Here is a 22795-nt window from a genome sequence, read left to right as displayed (position 1 = left end):
TCTGTCATCGCGAATTGCATCGCTAGCGGGTAGCCTTAAGCTCTTTTTTGACAGGCAGTGCCAAGATTATGCAGTTGCAGAAATTAGTCAATATGTTTGGTGCGGATTTACAGCGCCGTTACGGTGAAAAAGTGCATAAACTCACGCTGCACGGCGGGTTTAGCTGCCCTAATCGTGATGGAACACTCGGTCGGGGGGGCTGTACCTTTTGTCAGGTGGCTTCATTTGCCGATGAGAACATGCAGCAACAGAGTATTGCGCAGCAGCTAGCGGCGCAGGCAAAAAAAACTAATCGGGCAAAACGTTACCTGGCTTACTTTCAGGCCTATACCAGTACTTATGCAGAGGTTAATGCTTTAGCTGTGATGTATGAACAGGCTTTAGCCGAAGCTGACATTGTCGGTTTGTGTGTGGGAACCCGGCCCGATTGTGTCCCGGATGCGGTATTGGATTTATTGAGTGGTTATCACCAGCAAGGTTATGAAGTCTGGCTTGAGTTGGGGCTACAGACCGCTAATGATAAAACGCTCAAACGTATTAACCGTGGGCATGATTTCGCCTGTTATCAGCAAACAGCCCGCCGCGCCCGTGCCCGTGGGCTGAAAGTATGCTGTCATTTGATTGTCGGCTTACCCGGCGAAGATAAGCCACAGAATATGGCAACGCTAGAACAAGTGGTGGCAACCGGTGTTGATGGGTTAAAACTGCATCCACTCCATATCGTGGAAGGTAGCACGATGGGAAAAGCATGGCGGGCAGGGCGGTTGGCGGAACTGGCGTTGGAACAATATGTTGTGACTGCGGGTGAAATGATCCGCCATACTCCAGTGCAGATTGTCTATCATCGGATCTCTGCCAGTGCGCGCAGACCCACGTTGTTGGCCCCGTTGTGGTGCGAGAATCGCTGGACCGGTATGAATGAGCTGAATAATTATATGCTGGCCCATGGCGGGCAGGCCTCTGCTTTATGACCGGCTACTGCGCGTCGCCATACTGAGATTGTGTAGTGCTCACAAAATGCAGGTATTTTGAACGCCCTTTAGGGCGGCCCGCAGGGGAGCGTAGCGAATAAAATCCTCACGTGCTGCGTGTACGCTCCGGTTTTTCCGCGCTGTACGCACTCAGTCTGCTTAGCTCGCTACGCCGTAAGTTTTGACCCCCACCTTATTTTGGCTATGCCTACCGTTTATTGGCAGATAATCGGCTTATTTCCCTATCTCTCACCGTGATTTGCAATCTTTTCCACACTTCTAAGCAAGCCATCTTATCTCTTGGCGGTTTTACGGTATGATTTATACCCTTCGTCCTTGAAGCTACAGCGTTGTTAGCTGCGCTCGCTTACCCGAATCACTTACTTGAGTAAGCTCATCGGGATTCGCTTGTTGGCTGTCCACCTGCAACTCCAATGACTTTGGGTATAGATTCCGAGGCATATTCAGAAACACTGACAGGGGTTGCTATGAAGCAAATCAGGGTATTAGCCCAGTACTACGTTGATTTAATGGTTAAGTTAGGACTGGTTCGCTTCTCACTGCTACTGGCCTCTGTGTTGGTGTTACTGGCCATGGTGGTGCAGATGGCGGTGACGTTGGTGCTGAGTGGCTCTGTTGAAACCCTCGATCTGGTACGTTCCATTTTCTTTGGTTTGTTGATTACGCCTTGGGCAGTCTATTTCTTGTCGGTAGTGGTTGAGCAATTGGAAGAGTCGCGCCAGCGCTTGTCGCGTCTGGTTGAAAAGCTTGAAGTGATGCGTTATCGCGATTTAGAGCTGAATAAACAACTGACCGAAAATATTGCTCAACTCAATCAGGAAATTGTTGAGCGTGAAAAAGCGGAAAAAGCGCACCTACAAGTGGTTGATAAACTAAAAGAAGAGATGGGGCACCGTGAGCAGGCGCAGGTTGAGTTGGGGCAGCAGTCAGCGCTATTGCGATCCTTTTTGGATGCGTCGCCAGATCTGGTTTATTACCGCAATGAAGATAATGAGTTCTCTGGCTGCAACCGGGCGATGGAGCTGTTGACGGGCAAGAGTGAGAAACAGCTGGTTGGGCTGACGCCCAAAGATGTCTATGCGCCGGATATCGCCGAAAAAGTGATGGAAACCGACGAGAAAGTCTTCCGCCATAACGTCTCTCTTACCTATGAGCAGTGGCTGGTTTATCCCGATGGCCGCAAAGCCTGCTTTGAACTGCGTAAAGTGCCATTTTATGATCGTGTGGGTAAACGGCACGGATTGATGGGGTTTGGGCGCGATATAACCGAGCGTAAGCGCTATCAGGATGCGCTGGAGAACGCCAGTAGGGATAAGACTACCTTCATCTCAACAATCAGCCACGAGCTGCGTACGCCGCTTAATGGCATTGTTGGCCTAAGCCGCATCCTGCTTGATACCGAATTAGACAGCGAACAGCTAAAGTATCTGAAAACCATTCATGTCAGTGCTATCACTCTTGGGAATATCTTCAACGATATTATTGAGATGGATAAATTGGAAAGGCGTAAAGTCCAGCTTGATAATCAGCCAATTGATTTTACAGGTTTTATGGCAGATCTTGAGAACCTTTCGGGCCTGTTGGTTCAGCCAAAAGGGCTGAAGTTCATTATGGATCCGCAATTGCCGCTGCCGGAGAAAGTGATTACCGATGGCACCCGCTTGCGCCAGATTCTGTGGAACTTAATCGGCAATGCCGTGAAATTTACTCAGCAAGGTAAAATTGTGGTGCGGGTACGGCGTGAGGGGAGTGACCGTTTGATCTTTGAAGTGGAAGATTCAGGTATGGGCATCCCCGAAGATGAACAGGATAAGATTTTCGCCATGTATTATCAGGTGAAAGATCGCAATGGTGGCCGCCCGGCAACCGGTACTGGCATTGGTCTGGCGGTATCTAAACGCTTGGCACAAAGCATGGGGGGCGATATTACGGTGAAAAGCACCCAAGGGGCCGGTTCATGCTTTACCTTGACCATTAAAGCACCTGCGGTGCAGCAAGCCGCGAGTGTGCCATCAGGTGATGACATACCTCTGCCTGCGTTGCATGTATTGCTGGTGGAAGATATCGAGCTGAACGTCATTGTCGCGCGCTCGGTATTGGAGAAATTAGGCAACAGCGTTGAGGTGGCAATGAATGGCCATGATGCACTGGCGATGTTTAAACCTGATGATTTTGATTTAGTGCTGTTAGATATCCAGTTGCCGGATATGAGCGGGTTGGACATTGCGCGCCAAATTCGGGCGGAATATGGGGCAGAGTCATTACCGCCACTGGTGGCATTGACCGCCAACGTACTTAAAGACAAAAAAGAGTATTTAGATGCTGGGATGGATGACGTGCTGAGCAAGCCGTTGTCAGTTCCGGCGCTCACGGCGATGATTAAGCAATTTTGGGATCATAAGCCCTCAACCTCGGCGAAAAAACAGGAACATAAAGTGATGCAAACCCATGAATCGTTACTTGATACTGCAATGCTGGAGCAATACATCGATTTGGTTGGCCCACAATTAATTCATCAAAGCCTGGAAATGTTTGAACAGATGATGCCCAGCTATTTGTCGGTGTTGGACTCAAACATGACGGCACGGGACCAAAAGGGCATTACCGAAGAGGCGCATAAGATTAAAGGCGCTGCCGGTTCTGTCGGTTTGCGTCATATCCAGCAGCTTGCACAGCAGATCCAAACCCCGACACTGCCAGCATGGTGGGATAACGTGCAAGATTGGGTCGATGAATTAAAATTAGAATGGCGCAATGATGTGCAGGTGTTACGTGAGTGGGTGGCGGTTGCTGAAAAAAAATAACCCCGACCGAGGCCGGGGTGCGCGAATACTGCGCCAACACCAGGGAAATCGTCAACCTGCGATACTCGTCATACTTCAAGTTACATGTGCGTTGGCTGATTTCATTCACCCCAGTCACTTACTTATGTAAGCCGCTGGGGATTCGCTCAGTTACCGCCTGCCAGTAATTCGAAATATTTAGGGTATATTATTTCGATTTCGAGTGGATTCGCAGGTTGTAAGGATTCTTCCATACATCATACAAGCAACAACATAGCAAATGTAAGCGCTCTTGTTACAAGATTCATTAAAATTTGTGATAGAGATTCGTCTTTGTCACTAGAACGGGTTAAGCGATTGACAGAGTAAGAAAAGGAGAGGTGTGATGAAAACGGTCGGTGTAGTGCTTAGTGGATGTGGGGTATTTGACGGTGCTGAGATACATGAGTCTGTCTTAACAATCCTGGCATTAGATCGTGCAGGCGCAAGTGTTTTGTTCTTCGCCCCCGATAAACCACAACTGCATGTTATTAATCATGTTACCGGCGAAGAAATGGTCGAGAAACGGAATGTGTTAGTGGAGTCGGCGCGCATTACTCGCGGCCAGATTAAGCCTCTTTCTTTAGCCAATTCAGAGCAATTGGATGCCCTGATTGTGCCTGGTGGTTTTGGTGCCGCAAAGAACCTCTGCGATTTTGCAACTCAAGGTTCTGAATGTGTTATTGACTCCGATTTATATAAACTTATTCAATCAATGCATAAGTCAGGTAAACCAATTGGTTTTATGTGTATTGCGCCAGTGATGTTGCCAAAACTATTGGGTAAACCGATCCGTCTGACAATTGGTAACGATCCCGATACTATTGATGCAATTGAAGTTATGGGTGGAGAGCATGTTATTTGCCCTGCCGATGACGTGGTGGTCGATGCTGAGAATAAAGTGGTCACCACACCTGCCTATATGTTGGCAGCATCAATTTCTGAAGCGGCTAAAGGGATTGATAAGTTGGTAACTAAGGTGCTGGATTTAACCGAATGACGTTAGCCAGACGCAGATTAAACCAGCTATGGTATTGGGGAAAACGGGGCGTGATCGGCATCGTCGCACTGTGGTTGGCGGGCATTTTGATTTTTGCTTTTTTGCCGGTCCCTTTTTCCATGGTGATGATCGAAAGGCAACTGGGCGCCTGGTTGACCGGTGATTTTTCCTATGTAGCGCACTCTGACTGGGTGCCGATGGATGAAATTTCGCCTTACATGGCGCTAGCCGTGATGGCGGCTGAGGATCAAAAATTCCCCGAGCATTGGGGATTTGATGTGGGTGCTATCGAATCGGCACTCTCCCATAATCAGCGCAATCAAAATCGTATCCGAGGTGCGTCGACTTTGTCACAGCAAACAGCGAAAAATCTGTTTCTTTGGGACGGGCGTAGCTGGGTGCGAAAAGGGTTGGAAGTGGGATTGACCGCCGGTATCGAACTGATATGGACCAAGCGCCGTATTCTGACGGTGTATCTCAATATTGCCGAGTTTGGTGAGGGCATTTTTGGTGTGGAAGCCGCTGCCCGCCATTTCTTTAATAAACCCGCCAGTAAATTGAGTGCTTCAGAAGCCGCCCTGCTGGCAGCGGTCCTGCCTAATCCGCTGCGTTTTAAGGTTAATGCGCCATCAGGGTATGTTATTTCCCGCCAGCAGTGGATTTTACGCCAGATGCGGCAGTTGGGTGGGAAGGAATTTTTGCAGGAAAATTCCCTATAATAGCCTTCGTCCTTGAAGCCGCAGGGGTGTTAGCTGTGCTCACTAACCCGAATCACTTGACTGCGTAAGCTCATCGGGATTAATGAGCCTCATCCTTGAGGCTCACCCTACGGGCTAGCATAAATGCTGTTCAAATCAGTTCCCGACCGATTTGTCATTCGCTGGCTGCCTACTTGCAACTCCAATGACTTTGGCTATCGGTACTGCAATTACAGTAAAGACAACGGGCTTAGATTGCGCTAAGCCCGTAGATATTTGATTATATGCAAATAAATCGAGTTATTTCACGATGGTAAACGCAGTGGTGACGTGCTTAACGCCACTAACCTGGCTGGCAATCTGTGCCGCTGATTGCCCTTCCTGCTGAGTCACCAGACCCAACAAGAACACTTCGCCGTTCTCGGTGGTGACTTTCACATTTGAAGATTTAACTGAATCTGCTGTCAGTAACTGTGAACGAACTTTGGTGGTGATCCAGGTATCCATTGAGGCGGTAGTCAGATCAACCGGCTTGCCTAAGCGCATCTCGTTATACACTTCCGTTGCGCCATCGACACCTGCGGCAATTTGTTTGGCGCGGTTAGACAGCTCTGCGGTTGGCGACTGCCCGGTCAGCAAAACTTTCCCTTGATAAGCGGTCACCACAAAGCGTGTTTGGCTTTTTATCTGCTGATCTTTGCTCAGCGCATTGACGACTCTGGCCTCAAGTGTGCCATCGTCTACCTGAGTGCCGACAGAGCGTGGGTCTGTGGCAGATTTAGTCGCAACGGCTGCGCTGCCGACAACCACGGCACCGACACAGCCTTGCAATAGCAGGGCGCTGAATAGCATGGCAAAAATATAACCAACCTTCATTCGTGCTCCTTTAATCGTCCTGATGAGGAAATAGAGTGTTATCAATTAAGTCACACAAGCAATTCACTGTGAGCATGTGTAATTCTTGAACGCGTGCACTGCGGTGCGAAGGTATACGGATTTCAACATCCTGCTGACCCAACAGGCCAGCCAGCTCACCGCCATCGTAACCGGTAAGGGCAACGATGGTCATATCACGGGTTACAGCTGCTTCGACCGCTTTCACAATATCACGGCTATTGCCACGAGTGGAAATAGCGAGCAAAACATCACCAGCATGGCCGAGTGCTCGTACCTGCTTGGCATAGACCTCATCATGTAAACGGTCGTTGGCAATAGCGGTCAGAACAACATTATCAGCATTTAACGCAATTGCAGGCAGACTTGGTCGTTCTGTTTCAAAACGGTTTATCATGCTGGCGGCAAAGTGCTGCGCGTTAGCCGCAGAAGTCCCATTGCCGCAGCAGAGAATTTTATTGCCGTTGAGCAGTGACTGAACCAACGTCATTGCTGCACGGGATATGGCATCAGGCAAAGCCTCAGCCGCGGCAATCTGGGTTTGAATACTTTCTGTAAAGCAGCCTTTGATTCTATCCAGCACGTTGATTTAATCCACTCAGTAAAATTAATATGCCCTTGGTACTTGAAGCCGCAGGGGTGTTGGCTACGTTCGTTACTCGACTCAGCCAGTGGGGCAGTGCAAATGCCGTTAAAAATGGTTTACAACCAATTTGTCATTTTCTTGCCGGCAACCAGCAACTCCAACGTCTTAGGGCATAGCCCGGTAGTAAACCGGAAAAATTGTTAATCCGTATTGAAAGCGTTAGGCAACCACTCTACTTGGCTACCCGTGATGGCAAAAACATCAAAACGGCACGATGTTGTGGCAAAACTGGCACCTCGCTGTGCCAGCCAAATGGTGGCAGCACGGAGTAACCGCTGTTGTTTGCTGTGAGTGACGCTGGCAGCAGCACCACCAAATAGGGCATTACGCCTAAAGCGAACCTCAACAAACACCCAGGTTTCCCCGTCGCGCATAATAAGGTCAATCTCACCACATTGGTAGGTGACATTAGCCGCCTGAAAAATTAAACCAACCCGCTCCAGATAGCTGCGGGCCTGATTTTCGTAATGGGTACCAGTGTTCCGTTGGCTCATATTCCCTTCGTCCTTGAAGTTGCAGGGGTGTTAGCTACATTCGTTACTTGGCCCGTCCATGGGCCTCGCCTCTGCGAGGCCGCTGCAAGCAGCGTTCAAATCTGTTTCAGACAGATTTGTCACCCGAATCACTTTACGCCGCCGGTACTACCATGCCTTGACGGTATTGCAGCCAAGGTAATTTACGGGTGATAACACAATCGGCTGATGCTGTTAAATCACCGGTTGTACCGCTGACCTGGAAACCAGGAATTTGGCGCATTTGCGCAAAATGATTCGATAATGTCCACGCATCGATCCCCATGGCGTACAGACGCACCAGCGAATAGTCGTTGGCATATTTAGCCGACGCCTGCTGCATTAGTGCTGGATTAGCGCCGGCCATCAATGGAATATCACTAAATTGAATACCTTCCATCTCCAAACGGTAATCCGGGCCAGCACCTGCCTGATAGCTACGTGAACTGGCAAACAGCGCCGGTTTGCTACGTGAGCTGGTGGCCATATCAATCATCGGTTTAATCAGTGTCAGTTCAGCCGGAGTCGCAATGATATAAACTGCATCAATGTTACCACCAGTGGAGGTGGAAACTACGGGCGCATCTACTGGTGGGGCCGGGATAGTCAGGCCTGCAATGGTGACAGATGCCGGTGCCGCAGCAGGCGTGCCTGAAACGGCAACTGGCTGGCCAGTTAGCCGGATACCTGCACCACTGTTGATAGCTTGTTTCAGTTCAGCAGTTGAACCGAAGTTTTGCTGCAATACTGTTTGACCGCCCTGTTTTTGCCACTCTTCAGCGAAGGCTTTGGCGATGCGATCACCAAAGGCACCGCGCGGGGTTAGCAACAATGGCATTCTCTTTTCCTGCCCCCATAAATGATGCGCGGCATCGCGAGCTTCATCTTCTGGCGATAAGGCGAAGTAACAGATGTTGGGACTGTTAGTACTGGCTTCCGGCTGATTTAACGCCAAGATATTCAATGTACTTGTTGTGGCCTTCAGTTGTTCAACTTCAGGTTTAAGCAGTGGGCCGACAACCAAAGTCGCGCCATCCTGCTGGGCCTGAGCCAGTAATGCCGCAATAGGCTGCGTTGTTGTGTCGTAGACCTTTACTTGTGCATTGTTGGCAGCAACAGGAGCAGCTACCGGTGCCGGTGTGGTAATCGGTGCTACTTCAGTAGGTGTTGCAGCGGCGGTATCGGTTGGCGTGGTTGCTGCTGTATCGGGTGTCGCAGCAGCAGGCGCGGCTACCGGTAACCCATTTTGAGCGGCAGTGAAACCTTGCTGGATAGCATCGGCAAATACCTGTGCCGGGCCACTGAGTGGCAGCAACAGTGCAATTTTCGCCGTTGAGGCCTGGCTGAAGTTACTGATCTGCGTTAATCCCGTTGGCAGGGTTTTCGCTGCCGGGTTTTGAGGATAACGGTTCTGCCAGTCTTTAATAGCGGCTTTCAGTAGCTCGGGATCTTGTTTGTTATCCTGATACACACGCAGTAAATCCAGCCAACCTTGCAGCACGTTTTCATCTGCATTAATCACAATATTGTTCAATTCTTGTGGTGTCAGTTGTGCCAGCGATTGCCAGGTGCCATCAATATTATCCTGATGGGCTTTATCTTTCAGTAAGGGTTCCTGAGCGATAAACGCACGAATCAGTGGCAGAGTGGCTTTACCTTGATTGGCGGCAATTTGCGCCTGATAGAAACGAACTTGCTGGTTAGCTGAGAGTTGGGTCGCATCCAACTTACCAAGAATATCAGCAGCAGCAGGGTTATTTTTCTGCGCAATCAGCAGTTCTGCGGTCAGTAATTGCTGTTCCTGACGTTGCGTATCGCTCAGATTAGCCGGTAGCGTACCGAGCTGTTCTGCCGCCGGAGGGATTTTCCCTTCACGTAACAGGGCACGAATGGCGAGTAATTGCCAGTCAGCCTTGTTATCATCACCACTCTGTTGCAACTGTTGCAGATAATAATCAGAGTTCGCGCTTGCTTCGTCCTGTATATTTGCGGGTGGCGGCGTCTGTGGCGCTCTGCCTGAACAGGCTGCCAGAATCAGTGCGGCCAGAACTACAGGGACCAGCCCTGCTTTGGAACGAACGAATGTTGAGGAAAGCATACTGTATCCAGTGATGTTTTTTTCAAGATGCTCAATATTAAATCGGTAATTCGGATGAAACAATGAATCAACACGATCGAGCAGTGATTTCTGCATCTACGCTTTATGTGGTACCCACCCCAATTGGTAATTTAGGGGATATTACCCACCGGGCGTTAGAGGTACTGAAAGGCGTTGATTTGATTGCGGCAGAAGATACACGCCATACAGGGTTGTTATTACAGCATTTTGCGATCAACGCCCGCCTGTTTGCACTTCATGACCATAACGAACAACAAAAAGCCGATCATTTGCTGGCGAAACTGCAAGCAGGCCAGAGTATTGCACTGGTTTCAGATGCAGGTACGCCACTTATCAACGATCCGGGCTACCACTTAGTGCGCCGTTGTCGTGAAGCGGGCATCAGGGTGGTGCCACTCCCGGGCGCTTGTGCGGCGATTACAGCACTTTCTGCCGCCGGTATTGCCTCGGATCGTTTTTGCTACGAAGGCTTCCTGCCTGCGAAAACCAAAGGACGTAAGGATACTCTGCAAGCGCTGATTGAGGAACCTCGAACACTGATCTTCTACGAATCAACGCATCGCTTGTTGGAAAGTTTACAGGACATGGTAACCGTACTTGGCCCACAACGCTATGTGGTACTCGCCAGAGAATTAACCAAAACTTGGGAGTCTATCCACGGCGCACCGGTTGGCGAGTTGTTGGCTTGGGTTCAGGAAGATGAAAACCGCCGCAAAGGCGAAATGGTCTTGATTGTCGAAGGACATAAAGTACAAGCCGATGATGCTTTACCGGCCGTTGCATTACGTACTCTGGCATTATTGCAAAAAGAGTTGCCGCTGAAAAAAGCCGCAGCGTTGGCGGCAGAGATTCATGGCGTGAAAAAGAATGCGCTCTATAAGTACGCACTTGAGCTGCAAGATGGTGCTCAAGAGCAAGCGGAAGATGACATTCAACAGTAATGTGATTATAATCCGCCGCGGAGTTGACCAGACAGTCGCCGCTTCGCTGCCGTCCCTTTCGGGGGAGACAGGTGAAGGGGAGGAAAGTCCGGGCTCCATAGGGCAGGGTGCCAGGTAACGCCTGGGAGGCGCAAGCCTACGACAAGTGCAACAGAGAGCAAACCGCCGATGGCCCGCGTAAGTGGGATCAGGTAAGGGTGAAAGGGTGCGGTAAGAGCGCACCGCACGGCTGGCAACAGTTCGTGGCAGGGTAAACTCCACCCGGAGCAAGGCCAAATAGGGGTTCACATGGTACGGCCCGTACTGAACCCGGGTAGGCTGCTTGAGCCAGTGAGCGATTGCTGGCCTAGAGGAATGACTGTCCACGACAGAACCCGGCTTACCGGTCAACTCCACTCATTCCATAAGACCCCGCTTCGGCGGGGTTTTTGTTTGGTCTTAACGTTGATAGCGTAAGGCATCCACGAACAACGAAAATGCGGTGGTATGCTGCCTGCGGCTCGGATAGTAGAGGTAATAACCGGGGAAAGGCTCACACCACTCTTTCAGCACCCTGATTAGATTGCCACTGGTAATTTCAGCTTTTACCGCATCTTCTGGTACGAATGCCAGACCAAAACCCATGGCGGCGGCATCAATGCGTTGTCGCAAACTGTTAAAGGTCAGTTGCCCATCAACACGAACTCTTAATTCATGCCCCTCTTTTTCGAATTCCCACGCATAAAGGCCACCCATTGTCGGCAGGCGCATATTGATGCAACGATGATTTTGCAGATCTGCCGGAGTGGTGGGTATGCCATATTTAGCCAAATATGAAGGTGAGCCAACGACAGCCATACTCATATCCGGCCCAATCCGTACCGCAATCATATCTTTTGCTACCTGTTCTCCAAGGCGGATGCCGGCATCAAATCGTCCACTGACAATGTCGGTTAAGGTGTTATCGACCGTGATTTCCACATTAATGTCCGGGTAATCGGCGAGAAATGATTTCAATACCGGCCAGAGAGTCGAGTCCACGGCGTGTTCGCCAGCAGTGACACGAATATTCCCCGCAGGCCGCTCGCGCATTTCGCTTAAGGCATCCAGTTCACTCTCAATTTCTGCAAAACGTGGTCCCAGACTGTTTGCCAGTCTTTCGCCCGCTTCTGTCGGGGCAACGCTGCGGGTGGTGCGGGTCAATAAGCGAAGCTCAAGTCGTTCTTCCAACCCACGAATGGAATGACTTAAGGCCGATTGTGAAACCCCCAGTTTTGCCGCCGCTTTGGTGAAGCTTCGCTCCCTGGCAACCATAAGAAAGGAAATTAAATCGTTAAAATTCTCTTTTAACATCAGTCTCTATACCTGTTTAGCTGCCTGTGTGTTCCAGTATAGTTAAATTTATGAGTTAAATTCATATACCCATGCACATTTATCCATCTAATCCTCTGCTCGGACATTTGCTACCTTTTTTGCTACCGACATTCATTTAATGAATGCCTCGTAATGACAAATAAATTACAGGTAGGAGTAAAAGAAATGCAAAAGCGCACATTGGGTCGCAGTAATCTCGACGTGTCCGCCATGGGCTTAGGCTGTATGGGGATGAGTTTCAGTTATGGTCCGGCTGCCGATAAACAGGAGATGATCTCTTTGTTGCACAAAGCGGTGGACCTTGGCGTGACATTCTTCGATACCGCAGAGGTCTATGGGCCTTACACCAATGAAGCATTATTGGGTGAGGCGCTGGCACCTCTGCGCGATAAAGTGGTGATTGCGACCAAATTTGGTTTTCAGGCTGATCCGAACGGCGGGCCAAAATGGATCGGTTTAAACAGTCGACCAGAGCATATTAAAAAAGTGGCGGAAGCCTCACTCAAACGGCTGAAAACGGATGTTATTGACCTGTTTTATCAACATCGCGTCGATCCCAATGTACCCATTGAAGATGTGGCCGGTGCAGTACAGGATTTAATCAAAGAGGGTAAAGTAAAACACTTTGGTTTATCTGAAGCTGGGGCGGCGACCATTCGCCGAGCTCACGCTGTTCAGCCGGTAACCGCCCTGCAAAGTGAATACTCATTATGGTGGCGTAAGCCGGAGCAAGAAATCATACCAACGCTGGAAGAACTTGGCATTGGTTTGGTGCCTTATAGCCCACTGGGTAAAGGTTATCTGACGGGTAACATGAATCAATCAACCCAGTTTGCCAGTGATGATTTTCGTAGCACGTTACCACGATTTACTCCCGAAGCCTTGGCCGCTAATCAGGCGTTAATCACCTTGATTCAGCAGGTCGCTGACCAAAAGGGTAGCTCGCCCGCGCAAATCGCTCTTGCCTGGTTGCTGGCGCAGAAACCCTGGATTGTACCGATCCCCGGTACGCGCAGACTGAATCGGTTAGAAGAGAATATTGGTACGGTGAATGTAGAGTTGACCACTGCTGATCTGCAACAGATTAATAACGCGGCTGCACAAGTAACGATAATGGGTGATCGCTACCCCGAAACATTGGAGAAGCTTACTGGATTGTAATTTGTTCGCTTAATATCAGAGCAGAAATAGAGGCGGGATTGCTACTTTACAGGCCTATACTCTCTAGGTAGCAATTTCCTTGAAACCAACTTTTTCTATACTCAAACTGTTTACTCTCGACGTTCTTTACGGTTTATCTAGCTTCAAATCACAGTGTTTATGATACCGGAGATACATCATGACGATAAAAGTTCTCGGTTATGCAGCCAAATCCGCACAAGTTCCCCTTGCCCCACTCGAGTTTACCCGTCGCGATCCGCGTCCTGATGATGTGGTGATGGATGTGCTCTATTGCGGTGTCTGTCACTCAGACCTGCATCAGGCGCGTAACGACTGGGGGTTCAGCAGCTATCCGCTGGTACCCGGGCATGAAGTGGTGGGGCAAGTCACCGCCGTGGGTAACAGTGTCACGAAATTCAAGGTGGGTGATTTTGCCGGAATTGGCTGCATGGTGGACTCTTGCCGAGTGTGCCAACCCTGTCAACAGGGCCTGGAGCAGTATTGTGCAGAGGGCAATGTGCAAACTTACAATGGTGTTGATCGCCACGACCATACACCAACCTATGGTGGCTACTCACAATCCATTGTAGCTTCTGAAGATTTTGTGCTGAAAATGCCTGCTGGTTTGGATTTGCAAGCTGCCGCGCCACTACTGTGCGCCGGTATTACCACCTGGTCGCCGCTGCGCCATTGGAAAGTGGGTAAAGGCAGTAAAGTCGCGGTAGTTGGCTTGGGTGGCTTGGGTCATATGGCATTAAAGCTGGCGAATGCATTAGGGGCTGAAGTGACGCTCTTTACCCGTTCACCGAGTAAAGAGGCTGATGCTCGTCGTTTAGGTGCACATCATATTGTGTTATCCACCGATGATGCACAAATGGACGCGACCAAAGGGCAATTCGATCTGATTATCGATACCGTGCCTTATGTCCATGATATCAACCCGTACATGCCGACACTGAATGTGGATGGCACCCTGGTATTTGTTGGTTTTCTTGGTGATCTTAGCCCAATGATAAACACCATGCCATTGATTCTGGCACGGCGTTCGGTGGCCGGTTCATGTATTGGCGGCATTGCTGAAACACAGGAAATGCTCGATTTCTGTGCTGAACACGGCATTGCTTCAGATATAGAGATGATCAAGATTCAGGATATCAACGACGCCTATGAGCGGATGCTGAAAAGCGATGTGAAATACCGTTTCGTGATCGATATGGCGTCGTTAAAACCGTAATTATACTGGGAGTCACGCGGGGGGAACCTCGCATTTTTCCCATTAAATTTTAGCTGGCGTGCTCGTCCATATTCACGCAGGCAAATCGATGAGCAGGGCACGCAGCGGCGTTTCAGCTTTAATCACCAGATGCCGTTCTTCTTGTACAAAAGCACCATCACCGCAGGTCAGGCGCTGAGTTTCACTGGCTTGCGGCCCATCCACCGTTACTGTTCCGTGAATGGATTGCAGATAAGCCCTGGGGCCGTGTAGGTCAATGGTGTACTGTTCGCCCGCGGCTAAATCCAGATGATGAATCCATACTTGCTGACGCAGTTTCAGGCTGCCCTGCTCACCGTCAGGAGACGCTAGTAGCCTTAGTGGCTGCGTGCATAATGACAGGTGCTGGGCGGGATTGCTTTCCTGCTCAGGGCAGGCATTGAGCCATAACTGAATGCGAGTTAATGGCTTATCAGTACTCAAATTATGCTCGCTATAGCTGACACCTGATTGAGCAGAAAAGAGCAACACATCGCCAGTTTTACCGCGCACATAGTTACCCAGACTATTTCGATACTCAGCCTCACCTTGTAAAATCAGGTTTAAAATATCAACCTGCGGATAAGTTCGTGGTTGAAATGAGGATCCCGGTGCTAACACTTCCTGATTCAAAACGCGCAGTGAGGCATAGCCCAATAGCTTCGGGTCAAAATAGTGGCCGAATGAGAAAGTATAACGGGCTTGGAGCCAACCATAGTCAGCTTGCCCGCACTGTTTTGCTGTTCTGCATGTGATCATGACAATGATTGCCCTATCCTGATATTAATTGATAAAGAGATGGTAAGCGTCTGGACGACGGATTGTTAGCCAGTTAATCTGGTCGCTATATTCAAATTTCCTGATTGAGAAAATGATGGCCAAAGATCGGGCGCTAACGTTAGAAGCATTGAGAGTAATGGATGCTATTGACCGCCGTGGTAGTTTTGCCGCGGCGGCTGATGAATTGGGGCGGGTACCTTCTGCGCTGAGCTATACCATGCAGAAACTTGAAGATGAGCTTGATGTGGTGTTGTTCGACCGCTCCGGGCATCGCACCAAATTTACCAATGTTGGGCGGATGCTACTGGATCGCGGGCGGGTGTTACTGGAGGCCGCAGACAAACTGACCACCGATGCTGAGGCATTGGCGCGCGGCTGGGAAACACATATCACGATTGTCAGTGAGGCATTGTCTCCGGCATGGAAACTGTTCCCGTTGATCGACAAACTGGCGCTCAAAGCTAATACTCAGGTCTCCATTTTTACCGAAGTATTGGCCGGGGCATGGGAACGGTTGGAGCAAGGGCGGGCTGATATCGTCATTGCGCCCGATATGCATTTCCGTGCATCTTCAGAGATTAACAGCCGTAAACTGTACAAAGTGACCAGTGTCTATGTTGCCAGCCCAGACCACCCCATTCATTTGGAACCAGAGCCTCTGTCAGAACTGACCCGAGTGAAATACCGTGGTGTCGCCGTCGCGGATACCGCTCGTGAGCGGCCAGTTATCACGGTGCAATTGCTGGATAAACAGCAACGTTTGACGGTCAGCACTATCGAAGATAAGCGGCGGGCATTATTAGCCGGTTTGGGTGTGGCGACCATGCCTTATGAAATGGTAGAAAAAGACATTGAAGCGGGCCGTTTACGGGTCGTCGGGCCAGAGTTCAGCCGTGAGGCCGATATTATTATGGCATGGCGGCGTGACAGCATGGGGGAAGCTAAGTCGTGGTTCCTGCGAGAAATCCCTAGATTATTCGCTAATAAGTAAACGGCTACTGCGCGTTAATCTGTTAATAAAGTGAAACGTGTATCTCGTCCATGTGGCTCCAGCAGGTCTTGCTGTGGGCCGATGGAGATAATCCCGTAAGGGTTTATAGTGCCGTGGCTGCGATAGTAGTGATTGCGGATATGGGCAAAATCTACTGTTTCAGCGACGCCTTGAATTTGATAAATATCGCGTAAAAAGCCATATAAGCTGAGATAATCGCTGATACGGCGCTTATCACATTTGAAATGAGTGACATATACCGGATCAAAACGCACCAATGTGGTCCATAAACGCAAATCCGCTTCCGTCAGTTGGCCGCCAGTCAGATATCGCTGTTTCGCCAGAATCTGTTCCAGCTTGGCCAATGCATCAAATAAGGTATTAACTGCCTCGTCATAGGCTTCCTGTGTAGTGGCGAATCCCGCCTTATACACCCCATTATTGACCTGATCGTAAACCCACCCGTTAATATCATCAATATTACTGCGTAACGCTGTAGGGTAATAATCCCCCGCTTTGGCGCCGACTCCATCAAAAGCAGTATTGAACATACGAATGATATCGGCAGATTCATTGCTAACGACGGTCTGTTGCTGCTTATCCCATAACACCGGAACGGTCACCCGCCCGCTATAATTTGCATCGGCGCGCAGATAAAGCTGATAGAGATAGTCAAGATGATAGAGTTCGTCGCCGGTGGCGGCAGGAAAATCATTAGCGAAGGTCCAGCCATTCTCCAGCATCAGTGGATGTACCACAGAAACTGAAATCAGTGACTCTAAGCCTTTCAATGTGCGCATGAGTAAAGTGCGGTGTGCCCATGGGCAGGCAAGAGAAACATACAGATGGTAACGGTGTGCTTCGGCTTTAAAGCCAGCTTTACCTTGTGGGCCAGCTTGCCCGTCAGCAGTCACCCAATTGCGGAACTGTGAGGTACTGCGTTTGAAATGACCACCGGTAGATTTTGTGTCGTACCAGATGCCTTTCCACATGCCGTCTACGAGCTGTCCCATCCAATCCCCCCGCGTTCTTGAAATTGTAGCGTTGTTAGCTGCTCTTATTCATCCGAATCACTTACTTGAGTAAGTTCATCGGGGTTAATGAGCCTCATCCTTGAGGCTCACCCTACGGGCTAGCATAAATGCTGTTCAAATTGGTTCCCAATTTGTCATTCGCTTGCAGCCAGGCTGCAACTCCAATTACTTTGGGGATTGCATTTTATAGTATAGCCTTACCATTTCTTACCCAGCAGACGGTCAATACTGAAACCACCCGGGCCGGCAACCGCCAACACAATGAAACCGCCAGCGATGGTTAGGTTTTTCATGAACATCAACTGGTTAACGCCTTCCGCAAAGTTAGTGTGGAAGATAAGTGCCGTCAGAATAGTGAAACCCGCAGTGAACAGTGCAGTGGTACGGGTCAGGAAACCAAACAGAATTGCCAGACCGCCACCAAATTCCAACAAAATGGTCAATGGCAGGAAGAAGCCTGGGACACCCATCGCTTGCATATATTGTTGTGTGCCAGCATAGGCATCACCCATTTTGCCGTAACCGGCTACAATAAACAGAATCGGCATCAGAATGCGTGCTACCAACAGGCCAGTATCTTGTAATTTGTTCATCGACGACTTCTCCAAAAAGTTGTTCTATTAATGCCTGGCATCTGCGGGCGTTAATGGTTAATCAAAGGTGCTTGTGTGTGGTCGCTTGCCGGTGTTATCCCGCAAACTCCCTGAGTTGATGAGAGAATGTTAGTTGAGAAGTAGAGAAGTTGTTAGCAAGTAAAACTGTCTGTTTTTATCAAAAAAACTGAAGTGTAAGCAGATTAAAGCCGAAAAACGGTCTGTTTAGGCATAAGAAAGGGGGAAGGGCTGTCAGTAGCCCGCATGAGATATCGATATGCCACCAAGTGAAGTAACGGCAGGTTAACGTAAGAGAAAAGTGTTACGAAACAATCGGATGGTTCCCCATAACCCAACCGCTCGACGCGACCAGCGGATAAATTTACTCGGGTGGCGGATACCGTATAGCGCGACCAGACTGGAGCCAATCATCAAATATTTTCGCATACCGACGATTTGTGCCCAACCGCGATCATAAGGTGCAGTGACCTCAAGCCAATGTGCGGCGCTGTTGGCGAGATCCAGACGTTGTTGCTGGATCTCATGTAACAATGCGGCCTTTTCCTGTGCTAATTTACGGCGGCTCAACGCTCTTTCTCCAATAACTCGCGATCCGTTTCCAGTTGCTTACGGGTAGAACCCAGCAGTGTGGAGCGGCGCGCCTTGGTGAGAGTCCAGATAATACCGATTATCGCTAGTGCTAATAGCACGGCAGTGGTAGTGCCAAGCGCCATTAAACGATAGGCAGGATCAATACCCCATATGACTAATACCAGCAGACTCATCAACCCGAAAGCGGTAAACAGCAAGGTAATCCCTGCCATCATCAGCAACTGAACCAGTGTTGCTTTTTCCTCTTCCAGCTCAATAGCAGCCAGCCGTACACGGGTTTCAACCATGCCTACCACAATGGTGGCGATACGATGAACAGTATCGAGGACCCCTTTACCGGGGCCCTGAGTGTGAGGAAGCTCAGCCATAATCAGCGGCGAGACAACAGAACGCCTAACACCACGCCGACAGCAGCACCGATGCCTACGCCAGTCCAAGGATTGTCGTGAACATAGGTATCTGCTTTATCAGCAATTTCTTTAGTTTGGGCTGCGATTTTATCGCCGGTTTCGCTCAGACGCTCGCGAGTATCTTTCAACGCGTTTTCCGCTTTGGCTCGCAGCTTTTCTAACTCAGCTTTCGGCTTATCGGTCGAAGTTTGCAGCACTTCTTCCAAAGTATCTGCCAGTGACTTAAGTTCAGCGCGTAAATGTTCAGAGGTTTTATCTTGTGACATGTAATAGCTCCTTAACATAACTGAGGTGAATACATAACGTAGCGAATATTTTACAAGGTTAAAAGGTTAATAATCTTAAATAACCCTGATGAGTCGCCATTCTCGTATTTAAAACCGGAGTTGCTACTTTTGTGCCTGAGCTTGCTTTAACTCAGCTTGTGCTTCCACTAACTTCTTCTGCTGCTTGGTAATTTTGCTAGCATCACCTTTTTGCTGAGCCTCTTTTAACTCTTGCTGACGCTCAGTGACTTTGTGCTGCTTTTGTCTGATTTTTTGTTGTCGTTCGGCCTTTAGGCTCTCCGCCGTGCAATTGCTCTTTACTTCTTTTAAGGCTGTTTCCAGACCAGCAGCGCGGCGGGTATTGCCATGTTGTTTGGCATAATCTATCTGTTGTTGGATTTCTTTGGCTTTTATATCGCATTCATTGTCTACCGCTGCCTGAGCAACATTACAAAACACGACAATGGGTAAAACCAACAGGAGAGAGTGACGTAACAACATAGTATTGCTTCCTTTTACAGCAAGAGTCAGGGACGAAACAGGTTGCCGTGAATGTCTAAGCATAGCGCTGAATTATGTGATACCCAAGTTTACCACGGGATTTTTTATAGATTAATCAGATATCAGCGGAATAAATGGACGAAAAACAAGAGATGACTACGGGGATTTCGCTCCCCGCAGCAATAATTATCCCACTTTCTGTGGGGTATTTCTGAATGCAGGCAACAGACGCTGACGTTTCTTGGACTCGCTCGAGACAATCACATAACCACTCGGCAAGATATCCTGTAAAACGGCAATGGCTTCTTTCTGCTGTTCTGGGGATTCCAGGCTCACCACTAGGCTATCATCCTCTGGAGTGATGCTTTTTATCCGAATCCCACGTTGATCGAGATGTTGATACAGATAAAACCCATCAGGCAAGGATAACCCCTGTTGGTTAGGTCGAATTTTCAACGCACTTTCTGTGCGCAAAATGATCGGCGTAAACAACAGGGCTGCCAGCAACAACGCTGTAACTGGCAGGATAAGATAGTGCCAGACCGGGCGGCCGAAACGGCCCCTGAGGTTGATCACTCTGGCTTACCTTTATTATTGTCATTGCTATCTGCAACTGGCGGCGTATTTTTTTTGCGCCAAAGCACATATAAAGAACCAAACAAGCCAATCACCAATAGTGCCAGTGGCAATAACATCAGGACGAACATCACTTCGTCTTCATATTTTAGGAATACGGGGGTTTTACCAAAGGCAAAGCCCATGGTTGTCAGGATCAATACCCACAGGAAACCGCTCATCCAGTTGAAGAACTGAAAACGGGCGTTGTTCAGGCCTGAAAGCCCGGCAATAGTTGGCAACAAGGTACGCACAAATGCCAAGAAACGGCCTACCAGTAGGGCTGATAAACCATGGCGATGGAACAAATTATGGGCGCGCTGGTGGTAATGAGCGGGTAGATGAGACAACCAACCCTGTACTACTTTCGTATTCCCCAGCCATCGACCCTGAATATAACTGACCCAGCATCCAAGGCTGGCGGCAGTAGTCAATACCACGAGGGTCACAGGGAAACTCATTGCACCTTTTGCAATCAGTACACCAACCAGAATCAGCAGACTATCGCCCGGTAAAAAGGCTGCTGGCAGCAAGCCATTCTCCAGGAAAAGTATGACAAACAGCAGGATATAAATGGCCCATACCAGAGACGGGTTCGCGAGTGTCTCATAGTCTTGTGCCCATAGAGCATGTAAGAGTTCTTTAATGATATCCATCTGGTATTCCTAAAACGTCATTGTTGTATACCCTTCTTACCTGACGTTGCAGCGGCGCTTTCTTACCCGAATCACTGAGATGCTAATCAATGGGCGGGATTCGTTCGTTTTGCCTGACTGCAATACCAATTACTTTGGGTATATTCGTTAGTTTATAAACACGACTCGCAAAAATAGCGGATGGCTTTTCGTGTTTAAGCGATGGTTTTGATAAATGTGTTAAAAACAAACCAATTCGCTGATATCAATAGGTAAATATACTTCTCGCTGTCACTGCCTGGACAGCTACGACAACTGAGCATCATGGTGGTAGGTAAGCATCCCGCTATATTGAATATTACTCTCTTTCCAGCCACCCACACGATTTTGCTGTGTCGATACATGGAACATCCAATTGGAGTAGTTAAGCAGTGGCAGTGATTGCCTCGGCTGTTTGTATATTTCATCCGCCCGACTGCTGCGAGACATCGGCAGATATGCCCCAGACCATGAATTATTGGCCAACGACGGATTGGCTGAGCCAGTAAACTTGGTGGCACCCAGCCGATTCTTTATGGCCGTTTTTTTGACCGGCAAACCCATCAGACGCAATTGGGAGGAGATGACCTTATTTTGCAAGTGCAGGTAAGGTGAAAATGCACTTACAGATGATGGCGTGTCGCTAACATCGTGGCGGTCATGATAAACAGAACTCAGCGCTGAGAGCGCCATGCCGGATGGGATAAAATGAGTGGGCGATAGCAGGTTGCCGGAGACCGAACCGGCCCAGCCAGACACTGCAATAAATAGAGCAAACAACCAGCGCATGTATTTGCGTTTCGCTCCCAAAGCACCCAAGTAAAAAAGTGCTGCCACTTTAGCAAAATAGCGGGATATGAAACAGGGAAATATAGAGACCTACTGGGTGTTTATTAAGCAATGGTTTAAAAATAGGCTTGATACTGACGTTTGTTGACAGAAGTCGACATTTACTGACTACAAAGCAGCATAATCAGACCGGGAAGAGAAAGAATAGAATCAGTTTCTCTTCCCATGGCCTGCAACAATCCGGGCAAGGGTCAGCTTTTACTATTCGCGACCATATTGTTATTCATCATCAGATTATCGAGATGAACAACGGGGTTTTCTGTGAATAAATAACGATCCACATTAAATTCAAAATCATCGGTAGTAGCACGAAACAGCATCTGCTTGGTATTTTCCAGATGTTGCCACATAGCAAGTTTACTGGCGTAAGGATCTTTACGCATCAGTGCCTCAAGGATCCTGTCGTGATCTTCGCACCAGCTCTCGATCGATTTATCATCGATATGCTCATGCAATTTGATCCAGTAAGGGTTATGTACCCGCTGGCTCCACATTTTTTCGACAATCGTTGCCATGGCGGTATTTTGGGTGGCCAGAGCAACCTGCACGTGGAATTTCAGATCCCATTGTGAATCACGGAAGCGGTCTTCCTGGCGCGCATGCTTTTGGATCTCGATTAATTGCACGATATCTTGCCGCGTAACCTGAGTGGCGGCAAATTCAGCAATATTACTTTCGATCAACTGGCGGGCCTGTAATAGCTCAAAGGGGCCTGCGGTGGCGAATTCAATGCTGTGGTTGGGCATCACGAGGTGCTTTTGCTGATTCGACATCACGTGGATGCCGGAGCCTTTACGCACTTCGACGTAACCCTCTACTTCCAGCATGATAATCGCTTCACGGACCACGGTGCGGCTGACATTCATCTCTTCTGAAATGTAGCGTTCTGCCGGCAATTTATCCCCCACCGGATAAACACCCGCTTCGATGCGCTGCTTTAACTCTGCGGCTAACTGCTGGTACAACCGTCTGGTTTCTGTGAATTCCATGATTAAGGCTCTTGGGATCAATTGAGGCAGCAAATTTTGCGGCTCATTTTGTCTGGAAGGCATGATATCCCGAAGGAGATACAATTGGACT

At 49.0% G+C, this 22795-nt stretch carries 24 protein-coding genes and 1 other RNA gene; 9 read left to right on the top strand and 16 right to left on the bottom strand.

The genetic code is table 11. The annotated features are described in order from the left end of the window. The first annotated feature begins 68 nt into the window (after positions 1–68). From V1956_RS23350 to mtgA, 4 genes are all read left to right on the top strand, one after another. A complete protein-coding gene (locus V1956_RS23350; protein ID WP_372560445.1) occupies positions 69–971 on the top strand; it encodes a TIGR01212 family radical SAM protein in 903 nt (300 codons plus the stop codon). 488 nt (positions 972–1459) lie between these two features. Next, complete coding sequence (gene arcB, locus V1956_RS23345; protein WP_372560446.1) at positions 1460–3796, top strand: aerobic respiration two-component sensor histidine kinase ArcB; 2337 nt, start codon at positions 1460–1462, stop codon at positions 3794–3796. Positions 3797–4160: 364 nt separating this feature from the next. Next, complete coding sequence (gene elbB / locus V1956_RS23340) at positions 4161–4814, top strand: isoprenoid biosynthesis glyoxalase ElbB (protein WP_372560447.1); 654 nt, start codon at positions 4161–4163, stop codon at positions 4812–4814. Continuing rightward, on the top strand, positions 4811–5533 hold the full coding sequence (gene mtgA, locus V1956_RS23335; RefSeq protein ID WP_442825750.1) for a monofunctional biosynthetic peptidoglycan transglycosylase: 723 nt from the start codon (positions 4811–4813) through the stop codon (positions 5531–5533). The genes elbB and mtgA overlap by 4 nt, the downstream gene beginning before the upstream one ends. Positions 5534–5812: 279 nt before the next feature. On the opposite strand, the gene dolP is transcribed toward mtgA, so the two are convergent. From dolP to V1956_RS23315, 4 genes are all read right to left on the bottom strand, one after another. Beyond that, the gene (dolP, locus tag V1956_RS23330; protein ID WP_005166550.1) at positions 5813–6388 is read right to left on the bottom strand and encodes a division/outer membrane stress-associated lipid-binding lipoprotein; all 576 of its coding nucleotides are present in this window, start codon (positions 6386–6388) and stop codon (positions 5813–5815) included. Between the two features lie 10 nt (positions 6389–6398). Beyond that, positions 6399–6989: a DnaA initiator-associating protein DiaA gene (diaA, locus tag V1956_RS23325; RefSeq protein ID WP_004710884.1), complete on the bottom strand. Its 591-nt coding sequence runs from the start codon at positions 6987–6989 to the stop codon at positions 6399–6401. A gap of 203 nt (positions 6990–7192) precedes the next feature. Continuing rightward, positions 7193–7546 (bottom strand): YraN family protein, encoded by a 354-nt coding sequence (locus tag V1956_RS23320; protein ID WP_083162306.1) that lies wholly within the window; start codon positions 7544–7546, stop codon positions 7193–7195. Between the two features lie 133 nt (positions 7547–7679). Next, positions 7680–9662: a penicillin-binding protein activator gene (locus tag V1956_RS23315; RefSeq protein ID WP_420074748.1), complete on the bottom strand. Its 1983-nt coding sequence runs from the start codon at positions 9660–9662 to the stop codon at positions 7680–7682. A gap of 62 nt (positions 9663–9724) precedes the next feature. Here V1956_RS23315 and rsmI point away from each other — a divergent pair, with 62 nt between their 5' ends. After that, positions 9725–10624 (top strand): 16S rRNA (cytidine(1402)-2'-O)-methyltransferase, encoded by a 900-nt coding sequence (rsmI, locus tag V1956_RS23310; RefSeq protein ID WP_083162310.1) that lies wholly within the window; start codon positions 9725–9727, stop codon positions 10622–10624. Positions 10625–10643: 19 nt separating this feature from the next. Further along, an RNA gene (rnpB, locus tag V1956_RS23305) (RNase P RNA component class A) lies at positions 10644–11022 on the top strand. 40 nt (positions 11023–11062) lie between these two features. Here the strand turns inward: rnpB and V1956_RS23300 are convergent. After that, on the bottom strand, positions 11063–11956 hold the full coding sequence (locus V1956_RS23300) for a LysR family transcriptional regulator (protein WP_442825749.1): 894 nt from the start codon (positions 11954–11956) through the stop codon (positions 11063–11065). Between the two features lie 186 nt (positions 11957–12142). Between V1956_RS23300 and V1956_RS23295 the strand changes: the two genes are divergently transcribed. After that, the gene (locus V1956_RS23295; RefSeq protein WP_442825748.1) at positions 12143–13138 is read left to right on the top strand and encodes an aldo/keto reductase; all 996 of its coding nucleotides are present in this window, start codon (positions 12143–12145) and stop codon (positions 13136–13138) included. 178 nt (positions 13139–13316) lie between these two features. Continuing rightward, positions 13317–14372, top strand: coding sequence for an NAD(P)-dependent alcohol dehydrogenase (locus V1956_RS23290; protein WP_372560453.1), 1056 nt, complete (start codon positions 13317–13319; stop codon positions 14370–14372). 72 nt (positions 14373–14444) lie between these two features. On the opposite strand, the gene V1956_RS23285 is transcribed toward V1956_RS23290, so the two are convergent. Beyond that, positions 14445–15149 carry a pirin family protein gene (locus V1956_RS23285; RefSeq protein WP_083162317.1) on the bottom strand — a complete coding sequence of 235 codons (705 nt, stop codon included), beginning with the start codon at positions 15147–15149 and terminating at the stop codon, positions 14445–14447. A 115-nt stretch (positions 15150–15264) separates the two neighbouring features. Here V1956_RS23285 and V1956_RS23280 point away from each other — a divergent pair, with 115 nt between their 5' ends. After that, positions 15265–16161 carry a LysR family transcriptional regulator gene (locus V1956_RS23280; protein ID WP_083162318.1) on the top strand — a complete coding sequence of 299 codons (897 nt, stop codon included), beginning with the start codon at positions 15265–15267 and terminating at the stop codon, positions 16159–16161. Between the two features lie 14 nt (positions 16162–16175). Here V1956_RS23280 and V1956_RS23275 read toward each other — a convergent pair whose 3' ends face one another. The 10 genes from V1956_RS23275 to exuR all read right to left on the bottom strand — a co-directional run bounded on the left by V1956_RS23275 (position 16176) and on the right by exuR (position 22704). Beyond that, positions 16176–17174: a glutathione S-transferase family protein gene (locus V1956_RS23275; RefSeq protein WP_442825747.1), complete on the bottom strand. Its 999-nt coding sequence runs from the start codon at positions 17172–17174 to the stop codon at positions 16176–16178. A gap of 218 nt (positions 17175–17392) precedes the next feature. Next, positions 17393–17788, bottom strand: coding sequence for a DoxX family protein (locus tag V1956_RS23270; protein ID WP_004714887.1), 396 nt, complete (start codon positions 17786–17788; stop codon positions 17393–17395). A gap of 303 nt (positions 17789–18091) precedes the next feature. Continuing rightward, positions 18092–18376: a YqjK-like family protein gene (locus V1956_RS23265; protein ID WP_372560454.1), complete on the bottom strand. Its 285-nt coding sequence runs from the start codon at positions 18374–18376 to the stop codon at positions 18092–18094. Beyond that, complete coding sequence (locus V1956_RS23260) at positions 18373–18768, bottom strand: phage holin family protein (RefSeq protein WP_083162321.1); 396 nt, start codon at positions 18766–18768, stop codon at positions 18373–18375. The genes V1956_RS23265 and V1956_RS23260 overlap by 4 nt, the downstream gene beginning before the upstream one ends. A 2-nt stretch (positions 18769–18770) precedes the next feature. Beyond that, the gene (locus V1956_RS23255; protein ID WP_372560455.1) at positions 18771–19076 is read right to left on the bottom strand and encodes a DUF883 family protein; all 306 of its coding nucleotides are present in this window, start codon (positions 19074–19076) and stop codon (positions 18771–18773) included. A 123-nt stretch (positions 19077–19199) separates the two neighbouring features. After that, positions 19200–19577: a DUF1090 domain-containing protein gene (locus tag V1956_RS23250; protein ID WP_372560456.1), complete on the bottom strand. Its 378-nt coding sequence runs from the start codon at positions 19575–19577 to the stop codon at positions 19200–19202. Between the two features lie 186 nt (positions 19578–19763). Beyond that, a complete protein-coding gene (gene mzrA / locus V1956_RS23245; RefSeq protein ID WP_372560457.1) occupies positions 19764–20153 on the bottom strand; it encodes an EnvZ/OmpR regulon moderator MzrA in 390 nt (129 codons plus the stop codon). Then, a complete protein-coding gene (locus tag V1956_RS23240) occupies positions 20150–20848 on the bottom strand; it encodes a DedA family protein (protein ID WP_083162324.1) in 699 nt (232 codons plus the stop codon). Before V1956_RS23240 ends, mzrA begins: the two co-directional genes overlap by 4 nt. Before the next feature lie 285 nt (positions 20849–21133). Continuing rightward, positions 21134–21655 carry a hypothetical protein gene (locus tag V1956_RS23235; protein ID WP_442825746.1) on the bottom strand — a complete coding sequence of 174 codons (522 nt, stop codon included), beginning with the start codon at positions 21653–21655 and terminating at the stop codon, positions 21134–21136. Positions 21656–21906: 251 nt separating this feature from the next. Then, a complete protein-coding gene (gene exuR, locus V1956_RS23230; RefSeq protein WP_083162325.1) occupies positions 21907–22704 on the bottom strand; it encodes a transcriptional regulator ExuR in 798 nt (265 codons plus the stop codon). Positions 22705–22795: the final 91 nt, after the last annotated feature.

Origin of the sequence: Yersinia sp. 2540 StPb PI, from assembly GCF_052217165.1 — a bacterium.
GTDB lineage: Bacteria > Pseudomonadota > Gammaproteobacteria > Enterobacterales > Enterobacteriaceae > Yersinia > Yersinia enterocolitica_E.
Note: the sequence above shows the minus strand (reverse complement) of the source record. Positions and strands in the feature narration are given on the sequence as shown.